Consider the following 13,704-nt stretch of genomic DNA (forward strand, 5'->3'; position numbering starts at 1 on the left):
CTAATGAGCAGCGGACGTGTGCTGATTAAAATTTGCGCGGATTCTACCACAGATGAGAAATGAGAAAAAGTCGATTTAGCGCAGAGGATGGTTAAGATTGCCGTGCCAGCGAGGTTGCTTCCACTTGGCAAATAGATGATATCCCCAAGCACCTTAGTTAGTGATTTTCGTTGTTACTTTCAAGCGCGGCTGAGAAAAAAGCGAATAGGTGAAGAGAAGATGAGGGTAAGCGACGATTTAATTAGGCTGTAAGAAACCGTTGCAAACGCCGAAAACAAAAAAACGAGGCGCTAAGGCCTCGTTTTTTCCTACCAGCGTATTCTTAGCGAGTACGTGGGCAGATTTCTTCTTCAGAGAAGAAGTAAGCAATTTCGCGTGCTGCTGACTCAGGCGCGTCAGAACCGTGAACTGCGTTTTCGTCGATTGACGCAGCGTAGTCTGAACGTAATGTACCTGCAGCTGCATCAGCTGGGTTAGTTGCGCCCATGATTTCACGGTTAGCTAGAACAGCGTTTTCGCCTTCTAGTACTTGAACCATAACTGGACCAGACGTCATGAAGTCAACAAGTGCGCCGAAGAAAGGACGCTCTTTGTGTTCTGCATAAAAGCCTTCTGCTTGCTCTTTGCTCATGTGGATCATCTTAGATGCCACAATGCGAAGACCTGCAGATTCGAAACGGTTGTAAATTGCACCGATAACGTTTTTAGCTACCGCATCAGGCTTGATAATCGAAAAAGTACGCTCAAGAGCCATGTTATCTCTCCAAACAAATAATAGTGTATGTATCTTAAAATTTTGGCCGCGAATTATAGGCAATAAATAGCAGCTTGACCAGAGCCTTTATCAAATCAGGCTTAACGCATTGTTTTTACTTGCAAATGTAATATCAGAATAGCGCACTAGCTATGACAATATGATGACAACGTATACATTATTTTGCGAAGGCAGATGTTCAGTTGCAACACAACCTGCCCTATCGACTCAGCGACGACCGAATAAAACGATGTCGGAAAAGCGATGAGCCACCAAATACTAAGCGTTAGCTTTGGCTAGTTCTTGGATTTTACCCACAATAGCGCGCAAGCCATTACCCCGCGTTGGGGTAATATGACGCTCCAGATCTAACGCTTCGAAGTACCCGTCGATATCAAACGCTACGATATCTGCTGGGGTTTTATCGTTGTAGGCGGCAAGCACTAGTGCTAATAAACCTTGAACGATAACCGCGTCGCTATCTACGTCAAAGGTAATTTTGTTCCCGTCATAAGATTCGACTAACCACACGCTGCTTTGACAGCCTTTCACTAGGCGCTCAGGGGTTTTCGCGTCTTCGGGTAAACCTGGAATAGATTTGCCTAAGTCAATGATGTACTGATATCGCTGTTCCCAATCGTCGAAGAACGCTAAATCATCAATAATCTCTTCACTACTTGGTAATTGCATTTCTATTTCCGCTTTTAAAATCTGTAATAAGGTTAAACGACAAGGCGATAAACGATGGCTAGTGTGCTTAGAAGAAAAGGCCCGCTTCAAGCTGCGCTTCTTCACTCATCATGTCTCGTGACCATGCTGGGTCGAACACTAGCTCAACATTGACGTTTTTCACATGGGGCACCATGGCTACACGATACTCCACGTCACCGACCAGAACCGGTCCCATGCCACAACCCGGTGCGGTAAGCGTCATATCAATATTGACGTCACCGGATGCTTGATCAATTTCGACTTTATATATAAGCCCCAATGAAACCAGATTAATTGGAATTTCGGGGTCAAAAATAGTCTCTAAGGCATCCCACACTTGCTGTTCGCTAATGTTACCATCTTCTGGCGCATCAAAGGTCAACGTCATCGCTTTGCGACCGATAGCGCCCGCGTCAGTACCGTCAATGCGGTACATATTACCGCGCCACGTTACCGTGTAGTTACCACCGAGCTCTTGGGTGATATTCACAAACTCGCCTTCAGGGATAACAGTTGGGTTACCCGCTGGCACCAAACGCGCTTTACAATCGCGCTCGGTGGTCACCATTTTTTGTTTCATAAACGACTTAGTACTCTTTAATTCTACAACTGAAGTGCTTTTGCGCGGCAATTAACCTACGTTAAAACTCTCGCCACACCCACATTCATCAACAACATTAGGGTTGTTGTACTTGATAATGCCGTTTACGCCTTCCATAACATAGTCAATCTCGGTGTTACGCAAAAGATCGGTTGCATCTGCGGCAACCGCTACATTAACAAGGGGAGAAATTTCAATAATTTCATCATCTGCTTGGGCGCTGTCAGCGAAATCAAGCACGTAAGCATAGCCCGTACAGCCGCTTACTTTTGTTGATAAACGAATTAACTGACCAGGCTTGTCTTTAAGCTTACTTTCGAAATGCTTAACGGCACTGTCAGTTAGCGTAATGAGTTTTGTACTAGGTACAAACGTTTCAACACTCATAATGCCTCCTTAGGCCAACATCATTTTTGCTTTTTTAAGCGCAGCAAATAAGCTGTCTACTTCTTCAAGCGTATTGTAAATTGAAAACGACGCACGAGCGGTACCCGGTATGCCGAATCGCTTCATCAGTGGTTGCGCACAGTTATCACCTGTGCGAATAGCCACGCCTTGTCTATCTAAAATAAAGCCCACATCGGCTGGATGCGCACCTTCAAGCAAAAAGCTTAACACGCCAACCTTGTTTGGTGCTGTACCAATAATACGCATCCCTTCAAAGGCTTCAGCCTGCTCGGTGGCATAGGCCAGCAGCTTTTGCTCATGTTCGTGTAATGCGTTTAAATCAAGGGCGCTAAACCAGTCAACTGCCGCCCCCATTCCGATAGCGCCGGCGATATTTGGGGTACCGGCTTCTAAGCGGTTAGGTAAAGGGCCCCACGTCGCTTCGTGATAGGTGACATCCTTGATCATCTCGCCACCAACCTGCCAAACTGGCCAGGTTTCTAGGACCTCTTTTTTACCCCACAAGCAGCCAATGCCTGTTGGGCCAAAAAGCTTATGCCCTGAAAATGCGTAAAAGTCGCAGCCGATGTCTTGTACGTCTACACCGCCATGGGCTATACCCTGCGCACCATCAACCAAAACCCAGGCCCCTAATGCTTTGGCTTTTTGCGTTAGCAGTTTAATTGGGTTTACCGTTCCCAAGGCATTTGACACGTGCGGGAAGGCGACCATTTTGGTGTTACTTGAAAGCAGTCTATCAAAGGCTTCTACATCAAGCTCACCAGTATCGAAAATAGGTACAATGTTGAGCGTAGCGCCAGCGCGACGACAGGCCTGTTGCCACGTAACCAAGTTAGCATGGTGCTCAAGCTCGGTGACCATCACTTCATCACCTTCACCGAGAAGCTGACCTAGGCCATTGGCCACGATGTTAATGGCCTCAGTGGTGCCCGACGTCCAAATAACTTCTTCGCGGGCGTTGGCATTAATGAAACTCGCGACGCTGCTACGTGCATTTTCATATCGACGGGTGGCTTCATCAGACAAGTGATGAGCACCGCGATGCACGTTCGCGTTCGTGCCCGTATAAAAGTCTACCAACGCGTCTATTACCGCTTGCGGTTTTTGCGTGGTCGCTGCGTTATCTAGGTAGACTAGCGGTTTGCCGTCTACCGTCTTTGATAAAATAGGAAACTGGGCACGAAGTGCTGCAACGTCTAGGCTCATTTCACCTCCATTTGGGCGAAGCGTTCACTTAACAGTGGCGCAAGCCATTCACGGATTGCCCCATTTGGTACATCGTTTATCAGCTCTTGAATGAAGCCGAAGTTAAGCATAACAAGTGCTTTACTACGCGGAATGCCACGAGTCAGCATGTAGTACAAGGCTTCTTCTTCAATTTCAGCTACGGTTGCTCCGTGGGCACACTTTACGTCATCTGCGTAAATTTCAAGCTCAGGCTTGGTATTAATTACGCCGCGGCGTGACAATAACAAATTGCGGTTGTTCAGTTCAGCCAGCGTTTTCTGTGCGTCTCGGTGAATATGAATACGACCGTTAAACACAGCGCGCGCTTTATCACCCACAATACCGCGCGCATTTTCCTCGGTAGTACCGTTAGGCATAGCGTGCTCAATGGTAGAGTGCAGGTCGAACAACTCGCCTTCTGCCAACAAATAAACAGCATTCATTTTCGCGTCAGCAAACTCGCCCGCATGGTGAATGTCTACGTCTAAGCGCGACAGTTCGCTGCCATAACCCACCATGGTGCTATTGAGCGTGGTGCGGTTGTGTAGCTTGAAGTGGCTACCGCCTAGTTGCTTTGCTTTGCCAGTAAACATAGCGAAACGATAGTGCTCTAGATGAGCATCATCCGCCAAATCGTATTCAGCAAACGCCGTGGTTAAGCTTTCAGTATCACCAAAGCCTTGCTCGATAACAGTGGCGCTTGCGCCTTCTGCTACTTTTACTACCACGCGCGTGTGGGCATCTACATTTTGCGACGCCATGTTCACAATGCGCACTGGTGTGTCGATTTTCACGCCTGCTTCAACATTAATAAAAATACCATGTTGGCATAGCGCATCGTTTACCAAACCAAACATATGACGGCTAGGCTTAACTTTGCCATACACGCTGCTAATCGCCTGTTGCGTAGCAGCATCATCACTGTTTAGTGACGTAATACTCATGCCAGTTGGCACATCAAGCGTATTAACCTGTGTAACCAGCACGCCATCGACAAAAATAAGATCGATAGCATTTAAATTATCAATAGCCGGTACTGGCAAGTTGTCAGCTTGCACTGCTTGCTTTGCTTCACGCTTTTCAATTGGCGTAAGCGGCGTAAAGCGCCAGCTTTCGTTTCTGCGCGCTGGCCAGCCGTCGGCTTTTAGTTGTGCTAAGGCCTGTTGACGCACGGGCGATAGATAATCGTCGCGCTGTGCTGTATCAATGACCTGTTCTAGCCATTGACTCATGCCTCGGCCTCCTCATACGCCTTACCTAGGAAAGCGTAACCACTCTTTTCAACTTCTAGTGCCAGTGACGCATCACCACTTTTCACAATTTTACCGTCGGCAAGAATGTGTACAAAGTCAGGCTTGATGTAGTCGAGAAGACGCTGGTAGTGGGTAACAACAATGAAGCTACGCTCACCGTCGCGCTGGCTGTTTACGCCATCGGCAACCACTTGTAGTGCATCAACGTCAAGGCCAGAGTCTGATTCGTCCAGAATACAAAGCTTTGGCTCAAGCAAAATCATTTGCATGATTTCGTTACGTTTTTTCTCACCACCAGAGAAGCCTTCGTTAACGCCACGCTTTAAGAAATCCAGGGGAAGTTGAACTTGCTTACAGGCTTCTTTCGCTTTTTTAAGAAACTCAGCAGCCGTCAGTGGCGCTTCGCCGCGCTCTTCACGCATGGCGTTAACCGACTCTTTCATAAATTCCATGTTGCTTACGCCAGGAATTTCAACTGGGTACTGAAACGCTAAAAACAGGCCTTCTCGAGCGCGCTCTTCAACGTCAAGCTCAAGTAAGTCTTTACCGTTAAGCGTGGCTTCACCATCACTCACTTCGTAGCCATCACGGCCAGATAGTACGTAACCTAGTGTACTTTTACCGGCACCGTTGGGGCCCATGATAGCGTGTACTTCACCAGGTTTAACTTCAAGGTTAAGACCTTTAATGATGTTTTTCTCTTCCACGCTGGCATGTAAATTCTTGATACTAAGCATTGATTACCCCACTGAACCTTCAAGACTAATTTCGAGCAGTTTGCCGGCTTCTACGGCAAATTCCATTGGTAGCTCTTTGAATACTTCTTTACAGAAACCGTTAACAATCATAGAAACGGCTTTCTCTGTGTCTAAGCCACGTTGCTGACACAAAAATAATTGTTCGTCGCTCACCTTCGATGTTGTCGCTTCGTGCTCAACAATGGCTGAAGGATTGCGGCTTTCGATATACGGGAACGTGTGTGCACCACACTTGTCGCCAATCAGCAGCGAGTCGCACTCGGTAAAGTTACGTGCACCGTCTGCCCGCGGGCCCATTTGAACCAGTCCACGATAGGCATTGTTACTATTCCCTGCTGAGATACCTTTAGAGATGATGGTCGACTTGGTGTTTTTACCCACGTGAATCATCTTAGTACCGGTATCTGCCTGCTGACGACCACGTGTTAGGGCTACTGAGTAGAACTCACCTACGCTATTGTCGCCTTTAAGTACACAGCTTGGGTACTTCCACGTTACCGCAGAGCCCGTTTCAACCTGCGTCCAAGAGATTTTAGCGTTCGTGTGTGCAACACCGCGCTTGGTCACGAAGTTGTAAATACCGCCTTTACCGTTTTCATCGCCCGGGTACCAGTTTTGTACCGTCGAGTATTTGATTTGCGCATCGTCCATCGCGACCAGTTCAACCACAGCGGCATGCAGCTGGTTTTCATCGCGCTGAGGCGCGGTACAGCCTTCTAGGTAGCTCACGTAGCTGCCTTCATCGGCAACAATAAGCGTACGTTCGAACTGACCGGTATTCATTTCGTTAATACGGAAATAGGTTGATAGCTCCATAGGGCAGCGGGTGCCTTTTGGAATATAAACGAATGAACCGTCAGTAAATACTGCACTGTTTAGTGCCGCAAAGTAGTTGTCCGTGCGAGGAACCACAGAACCGATATATTTTTTCACAAGGTCTGGGTACTTCTGAACCGCTTCAGAAATCGGGCAAAAAATTACCCCTGCATCTTCCAGCTTTTCGCGGAATGTCGTCACAACGGAAACCGAGTCGAATACCGCATCTACAGCTACACCCGCCAGCATTTCTTGCTCATGAAGCGGAATACCAAGCTTTTCGTAGGTACGCAGTAACTCTGGGTCCACCTCGTCTAGCGACTGAGGCTTGTCTTTCATACTCTTTGGTGCCGAGTAGTAAGAAATGGACTGATAGTCGATTTTTGGATAATCCACATGCGCCCAGTCTGGCTCTTCCATTTCAAGCCATGCACGGTACGACTTCAAGCGCCATTCAAGCATCCATTCAGGCTCGTTTTTCATTGCTGATATGCGGCGGATAACCGACTCGTCCAGGCCGCTTTCAAACGTTTCTGACTCGATTTCTGAATAGAAACCTGCATCGTACTTTCTTTCTAACGCCTGTTCGATCTGTTCACTCATGTTGGGATCTCACTTGTTTGCCTGCATTTGCTGCCACTAAATTCGTTACTTAACTGGCAAATAAATTACCCCACGGTCTTGGTAATTTATCGCATAACCTCTGCTCAACCTGAACGCGGCTCGTTGTAAAAACGTTGCGTAGCGCAGTTGAAGCTGCCAGTTACATTGAGGACAGCCTAAAATTTTGGTGCCGTAGTATATAATACCCGACTATTTCACTCAAATATTCAGCCACTAATTTACGGCGGTAAATACTTATTTAACGGAGCCTACGGCTTCGTCACCGCCGTATGGCCATTAATTTTTGTTCATCGTCTTCGCTTTGGCTCAGATTCGTAGAAGATTTAAGCCGTTACGGCTTCACGTAATCGTGTAGTTACGTCTACTACTTTCTTTACTACGTAATCTATGTCGTCTTGGGTTGTAAAACGCCCAACACTAAAACGGATACCGGCGTGCGCTAATTCATTACTTCGCCCAATAGCCTTTAACACATAAGAGGGTTCAAGGCTTGCCGATGTACATGCTGAGCCCGATGACACAGCAATATCGTTCAGTCCCATCATCAAGCTTTCACCGTCAACACCGGCGAAACTGACGTTTAAGATGCCAGGGATTCGCTGAGTGGCATGGCCATTTAGATAAACGCCGTCAAGCTGCTGTAAACCTTGCCAAAGCGACTCCCTCAGTGAGAGTATGCGAGCGCTGTCATCTTTCATTTTCGACGCGGCTAACGCGAGTGCTTCCCCCATCCCTACAATTTGGTGAGTGGCCAGCGTCCCAGAGCGCATACCGCGTTCATGCCCGCCACCGTGAATTTGTGCAACCAAATTAATTTTAGGGCGGCGACGCACATACAAAGCTCCCATTCCCTTCGGCCCGTAAATCTTATGCGCCGAGATAGAAAGCAAGTCGATAGGCACTTGGGCTAAATCGATAGCAATCTTGCCTACACTTTGTGCACCATCCACGTGAAAGAGCACTCCATGTTCACGGCAAAGCTCGCCAATAGCTTGCATATCTTGAATTACACCAAGCTCGTTGTTGACATGCATGACCGACACTAAAATGGTGTCGTCGCGCATGGCGCCTTTCAAATCATTAATATCAAGTAAGCCGTCTTGCTTGACGCTTAAATAAGTCACCTCAAAGCCATGGCTTTCGAGGTACTCACAGGTATCTAACACCGCTTTATGCTCGGTGTTCACCGTGATGATATGTCTTCCTTTTTCCTGATATCCTTGTGCTACGCCTTTAATCGCAAGGTTGTTTGATTCCGTTGCACCTGAGGTAAACACGACCTCTCTAGGGTCGCAATTAAGTACGTCGCTAATTTGATTTCTGGCAACGTCGACGGCCTCTTCTGCCATCCAGCCGAAACGGTAACTGCGAGAAGCAGGATTGCCGAAGTTGCCATCTAGGGTTAGGCACTTCGACATCGCATCAGCGACGTGAGGGTCGACCGGCGTTGTTGCCGCGTAATCTAAGTAAATGGGTGTTGATAAAGCCATGCGATGCTCAAAACCTATTTAAAGTTGAATACTTACTTCAATATCTTTGGTGATATGACGAAGTGATGCATTGCCGTCTTGACGACCCGCTACTTCTTGTACATCCCGCTTTGCCATTAATTCACCTAAGGTAATTGAATTTAAAAACGCCGCAATGCGGTCACTTAAATCTTGCCACAGACTATGGGTTAGACAACGATCACCGCCTTGGCAATCGGCCTGCCCTTGGCAGCGCGTCGCATCGATAGACTCATCTACTGCGCGGATCACCTCACCTATGGCTATCTCGCTCGCTTCTCGACCCAATAGGTAGCCGCCGCCGGGGCCGCGAACACTGTCGACTAACTGCTCTTTGCGCAAGCGAGAAAACAGCTGCTCAAGATAAGATAAAGAGATTTCTTGTCGTTCTGAAATGTCGGCAAGAGGCACTGGACCACGCTTTGAATGCAAAGCGACATCAAGCATTGCGGTAACCGCATAGCGCCCTTTAGAAGTGAGTTTCATTGGATTCTCCCGCCGTTATATAATGGCGAAATTCTCACATACCTGACTAAAATGGTCAAGTATAAAACCCAGTAAATTAGTCAAGTATTATTGATTTAATCAATCGCTTTTTTTTATGAAAATACCTTGGGCGTGTGCGACCTTGTCAGGCCCTTTTTTCATGACGTTTTTCAAATTTCAACGCTGGGTCGTCAACACGTCCCTTTCTGAAAATTTTCACGTCTTCGGCATAATTAAATGACATCGACCAAGGATAACGCGTACCCTGCCGGGGTAACTTATCGAGTGAACGCTGAATATAACCCGCGCCAAAGTTAAGCAGTGGTTGTGTTTCCATATCCGGTTCTGCAATAGGGGTGCACTGCGTAAAGCCTCGTTTATTCATATGATTAAGCAAACGGGTAAAATGCTCACATAGAAGGCCAATTTTTAGTGTCCAAGAAGATGCCGTATAGCCCACCGCAATGGCAAAATTAGGGACGCCACTGAGTAACATCCCCTTATAGGTGATGCACTCAGGTAGTTTAACAGCCTCGCCATCTATTTTAGGAATTACCCCCCCTAGCGGAAGAAGGTTCAAACCCGTGGCCGTTACAATAATATCGGCCTCTATATGCTTACCTGAATCAAGCTTAATGCCTGTTTCGGTAAACGTAGCAATAGTATCCGTTTCAATGGACGCCTTTTCTTTAGAAATAGACTCGAATAAATCACCGCCCGGGACGGCACAAAGTCGCTGTTCCCACGGATTATAAGGCGGGTTGAAGTGCGTATCGACAGGGTACCCCTCGGGCAGCATCTTAACGTTTAGGCTGCGTATTATCTTTCGAGCTCGCTTCGGGAAGCGCTGACAAAATGCGTATACCCAGCGCTGTTTCGCGATGTTAAAGCGCCTGGCGGCATTAAATGCAATATTGTCGTTAAACCACGCACGTAAATACTTTGCGACAGGATCCTCTACGGGTACAGGCAATACGTAAGATGGCGTTCTTTGGAGCATAGTAACGTGTGCAGCAGTTTGAGCCAGTGCTGGCACCAAAGTAACTGCCGTTGCTCCGCTGCCTATGACCACCACGCGCTTACCCTGATATTCTAGGTCTTCTGGCCAGTGCTGAGGGTGGACAATTTTACCTTTAAACGCCGACTGTCCCTTAAAATCAGGCGTATAGCCTTTGTCGTAACGGTAATAGCCTGAGGCATTAAACACCCACCTCGTAGCGACCTGCTCGGTGTGCTCGCTCTGTTCTGATTTTAACGTGACAAGCCAATACTGCTTGTCACCTTGCCAATCGATATCAATAACGCGTGTGCGAAATCGTATATTCTCTTTTATGCCGTTCTCGTTTACCGTTTCCTCGACATAAGCTTTTATCGAGCGGCCATCTGCAATGGCCTTTTTCTCTTTCCAAGGCTTGAAGTCGTAGCCAAAGGTGAATAAATCAGAGTCGGAGCGAATGCCTGGGTATTTAAATAAGTCCCATGTTCCACCGAGGTCGGCACGCGCTTCTATAATAGTGTATGACAAGTCAGGGCATTTCTTTTGAATATGGTACGCACAGCCAACACCCGAGATACCGGCCCCTACGATTAAAACGTCTAGAAATGGCAACGTGTTTTGCATAACCGCCCTGAAACGTGACAACTAACATTTTGATTTCAATGTATGTTGGAGTTACGGGGGAGTCAACACGTACGTTAACAATTTGTAAAACACACCTTAATCCAGACGTGGAACTAAGGCGTTAAATTGCCGGGTCGAAAGACGAATGCGCTTTCTCTCGTTCATGGGCCTCCGTCAAGTCAAAGCCCGTATCCGCGAAATCTTCAGCACTGATGTTGTGTAAATTATCGGTACACACATCACCACCTAATGACTGAATGACCTTGCACATTTCCTCAACTTTGGTATCCATCTGATGCATGTGCTCAAGCATTACTCCCATGGCATTGGCCACAGGATCTGGGTTATCGGGCGCTACAGCGTACGCATCAAAACCGTATTTTTGCGCTATTTTGTCACGCTGGGGGTTAACCGTCGCTTTCCCATCATCCTGCTTTGAGATAATAATACGACCGGGGATACCCACCGCAGTGGCGCCGTCTGGAATATCTTTCACCACTACGGAATTTGAGCCGACTTTGGCATTTTCACCAATGATAATAGGCCCTAACACTTTAGCGCCAGCGCCTACTACCGCCCCTTTTTTAAGGGTTGGATGACGTTTACCGGCTTTCCAGCTAGTACCACCAAGCGTAACGCCATGATATAGCGTAACATCGTCACCAATCTCTGCGGTTTCGCCAATGACCACGCCCATACCATGGTCTATAAATACCCGCCTGCCCAGTGTTGCTCCAGGGTGAATTTCTATGCCCGTCAGCCAGCGACTAAAGGTTGATAACGTGCGTGCCAACCACTTCCATTCAGCCTTCCACAACTTGTGGCTTACGCGGTGTAGCCATACTGCATGTAGACCGGGGTAATTAGTTAGCACTTCAAAGGTATTTCTTGCCGCTGGGTCGCGATGGAAAACCCCTTTAATGTCATCTTTGATACGGGCAAACATAATGCTTACTCTTGCTCTTCTTTCGACGTGTTTTCGTTAACCGGCGCTTCAGTTGAGTCACTTTGACTTACACTTGCTGACTTAACCGATTTATCGATAGACGCCAAAATACCGCGCAAGATATTCAACTCTTGCGACTCTGGGCGTGCTCGATTGAACAAACGACGAAGCTTAGTCATAACCACACCAGGGTGACTCTTGCGTATAAACGATGTCCCCTCTAGTGTCGTTTCAAGGTGCGCGTAAAAACGCTCTAAATCTTCGTTTAATGGGTACGTTTCCTCTACGCTTGGGTAGGTTTCACGATTTAGGAAGGCCATGCGAATTTCATAACATAAGGTTTGAACCGCAGCAGCTAGGTTAAGCGAGCTGTATTCAGGGTTCGCCGGAATACACATATGGAAATGACACTGCTGTAATTCTTCATTTGTTAAGCCACTATTTTCACGGCCAAAGACCAATGCGACCGGGTACTTCTCTACTTCTTGAACTAGCTTTTCACCGCAATCACGAGGGCCAAGCATAGGCCAAGAATGCGTACGAGAACGGGCTGATGTGCCTACAACTAAACCACAGTCTTTTACCGCTTCTTCCAGCGTACCTACAATTTTTGCGTTCGCAAGTACATCACCAGCGCCTGCAGCAAGCGCGCTTGCTTGGCCATCAGGTTCGTTCACTGGGTCAACAAGATAAAGGCTACTGAGCCCCATAGTCTTCATCGCTCGTGCGGTGGAGCCAATGTTCCCAGTGTGAGAGGTGTTAACCAAAATGATGCGAATATTTTCGAGCATGCCTGTGATACCTACGTACTTTCAAAAAAGGATGATACTGATATGTTAAGCATCATCTAATGAACTTCAATTAGGGCAAGTTTATCACAGCGGCAGTATAGATGGCTATTCACTCACAACGGCATGCTACCTGTTCGATTGCTTATGTAGTTTGCTTTCTTTCGACGTTTCTCATAACGAAAGACCGCGGCACTATCTATGTTGTCAGCCCCATTTCTAGGCATCGCCGTTTAAAGTGGCAAAAAGCTATTCTACTTCACCTTGCGTTCAGCCTTGAATTCATTTGCATCGTGCGTGGATTCTGGTAGACTCCGCCCGTTTTCGAAAACAACTAGCTATTTTTTATACAGCTGGCTCGTTTCATTGGTCTTTTACAATTGGTGGTTTATCTATGCATCCTATGCTGAATATTGCGGTGCGCGCTGCGCGTGCGGCTGGAACAGTTATTGTTCGCGGTTTTGAAAAATATAACGAAGTAGCAACAGAGTCGAAAGGTTTGAACGACTTTGTTACTCAAGTTGATAAAGAAGCAGAACAAGCAATTATCTATAAAATTCAGCAGTCTTACCCAGAACATTGCTTCTTAGGTGAAGAGTCTGGCGAAGTTAACGGCACAGAGACAGACTATCAGTGGATCATCGACCCACTAGATGGCACCACTAACTTTGTAAAAGGCATTCCCCACTTTGCGGTTTCTATCGCACTTCTTCATAAAGGTCGTTTGGACCAAGCGGTTGTATTTGATCCAATTCGCAGCGAACTATTTACTGCTAGCCGTGGTCAAGGTGCACAGCTTAACGGTTACCGTATTCGCGCTTCTAAGCCTCGTGATTTAACAGAAACCATTATTGCTACTGGCCTTCCGTTCAAAAACAAAGCTGCATTCGGTGAATACGCACTTAGTCTAAACAAAATATTCCACGAAGTGGGCGACATTCGCCGTGCAGGCAGTGCAGCACTAGACCTTGCTTATGTTGCAGCTGGTCGTCACGACGGTTACTGGGAACGCGGCATCAAATCTTGGGACATCGCAGCGGGTGAACTTATTGTTCGCGAAGCAGGCGGCTTGGTTACAGACTTTAAAGGTAATAACGACCCACTACACAAGGGCGAAATTGTTGCCGGTAGTGCAAAGGTAGTTCAAGGCTTGGTAAAACACCTTAAGTAAAAATGTGGGCTGGCTGGGGTCGAAACAGATGC

At 47.2% G+C, this 13,704-nt stretch carries 14 protein-coding genes; 1 reads left to right on the forward strand and 13 read right to left on the reverse strand.

All coding sequences use genetic code 11. The features are described from left to right. Nucleotides 1-322 precede the first annotated feature (322 nt). From ndk to trmJ, 13 genes are all read right to left on the reverse strand, one after another. Nucleotides 323-754 carry a nucleoside-diphosphate kinase gene (gene ndk / locus ACX5J7_RS17225; protein WP_012519000.1) on the reverse strand — a complete coding sequence of 144 codons (432 nt, stop codon included), beginning with the start codon at nt 752-754 and terminating at the stop codon, nt 323-325. Nucleotides 755-1,033: 279 nt separating this feature from the next. Beyond that, nucleotides 1,034-1,444, reverse strand: a complete 411-nt coding sequence (locus ACX5J7_RS17230) for a SufE family protein (protein WP_020743949.1) — start codon at nt 1,442-1,444, stop codon at nt 1,034-1,036. 67 nt (nt 1,445-1,511) lie between these two features. Then, nucleotides 1,512-2,045 (reverse strand): putative Fe-S cluster assembly protein SufT, encoded by a 534-nt coding sequence (sufT, locus tag ACX5J7_RS17235; protein WP_020743950.1) that lies wholly within the window; start codon nt 2,043-2,045, stop codon nt 1,512-1,514. A gap of 51 nt (nt 2,046-2,096) precedes the next feature. Continuing rightward, nucleotides 2,097-2,453, reverse strand: a complete 357-nt coding sequence (locus ACX5J7_RS17240) for a HesB/IscA family protein (protein ID WP_012519003.1) — start codon at nt 2,451-2,453, stop codon at nt 2,097-2,099. A gap of 9 nt (nt 2,454-2,462) precedes the next feature. Continuing rightward, nucleotides 2,463-3,680, reverse strand: a complete 1,218-nt coding sequence (locus ACX5J7_RS17245) for an aminotransferase class V-fold PLP-dependent enzyme (protein ID WP_498707659.1) — start codon at nt 3,678-3,680, stop codon at nt 2,463-2,465. Continuing rightward, complete coding sequence (sufD, locus tag ACX5J7_RS17250; RefSeq protein ID WP_498707660.1) at nt 3,677-4,933, reverse strand: Fe-S cluster assembly protein SufD; 1,257 nt, start codon at nt 4,931-4,933, stop codon at nt 3,677-3,679. The genes ACX5J7_RS17245 and sufD overlap by 4 nt, the downstream gene beginning before the upstream one ends. Next, nucleotides 4,930-5,691 carry a Fe-S cluster assembly ATPase SufC gene (gene sufC, locus ACX5J7_RS17255; protein ID WP_015067617.1) on the reverse strand — a complete coding sequence of 254 codons (762 nt, stop codon included), beginning with the start codon at nt 5,689-5,691 and terminating at the stop codon, nt 4,930-4,932. The genes sufD and sufC overlap by 4 nt, the downstream gene beginning before the upstream one ends. A gap of 3 nt (nt 5,692-5,694) precedes the next feature. Beyond that, nucleotides 5,695-7,131, reverse strand: a complete 1,437-nt coding sequence (gene sufB / locus ACX5J7_RS17260) for a Fe-S cluster assembly protein SufB (protein ID WP_012519007.1) — start codon at nt 7,129-7,131, stop codon at nt 5,695-5,697. 344 nt (nt 7,132-7,475) lie between these two features. Next, entirely contained in the window at nt 7,476-8,642 is a 1,167-nt protein-coding gene (locus tag ACX5J7_RS17265; protein ID WP_012519008.1) for an IscS subfamily cysteine desulfurase, read from the reverse strand. Between the two features lie 18 nt (nt 8,643-8,660). Continuing rightward, nucleotides 8,661-9,146 carry a Fe-S cluster assembly transcriptional regulator IscR gene (gene iscR / locus ACX5J7_RS17270; RefSeq protein WP_012519009.1) on the reverse strand — a complete coding sequence of 162 codons (486 nt, stop codon included), beginning with the start codon at nt 9,144-9,146 and terminating at the stop codon, nt 8,661-8,663. 145 nt (nt 9,147-9,291) lie between these two features. Then, nucleotides 9,292-10,767, reverse strand: a complete 1,476-nt coding sequence (locus ACX5J7_RS17275; protein ID WP_462835378.1) for a flavin-containing monooxygenase — start codon at nt 10,765-10,767, stop codon at nt 9,292-9,294. A 121-nt stretch (nt 10,768-10,888) separates the two neighbouring features. Further along, entirely contained in the window at nt 10,889-11,713 is an 825-nt protein-coding gene (gene cysE / locus ACX5J7_RS17280) for a serine O-acetyltransferase (RefSeq protein ID WP_012519011.1), read from the reverse strand. 5 nt (nt 11,714-11,718) lie between these two features. Then, nucleotides 11,719-12,504 carry a tRNA (cytosine(32)/uridine(32)-2'-O)-methyltransferase TrmJ gene (trmJ, locus tag ACX5J7_RS17285; protein ID WP_012519012.1) on the reverse strand — a complete coding sequence of 262 codons (786 nt, stop codon included), beginning with the start codon at nt 12,502-12,504 and terminating at the stop codon, nt 11,719-11,721. A gap of 391 nt (nt 12,505-12,895) precedes the next feature. Between trmJ and suhB the strand changes: the two genes are divergently transcribed. After that, the gene (gene suhB / locus ACX5J7_RS17290; protein ID WP_012519013.1) at nt 12,896-13,672 is read left to right on the forward strand and encodes an inositol-1-monophosphatase; all 777 of its coding nucleotides are present in this window, start codon (nt 12,896-12,898) and stop codon (nt 13,670-13,672) included. Nucleotides 13,673-13,704: the final 32 nt, after the last annotated feature.

The organism is Alteromonas infernus (genome assembly GCF_902705815.1).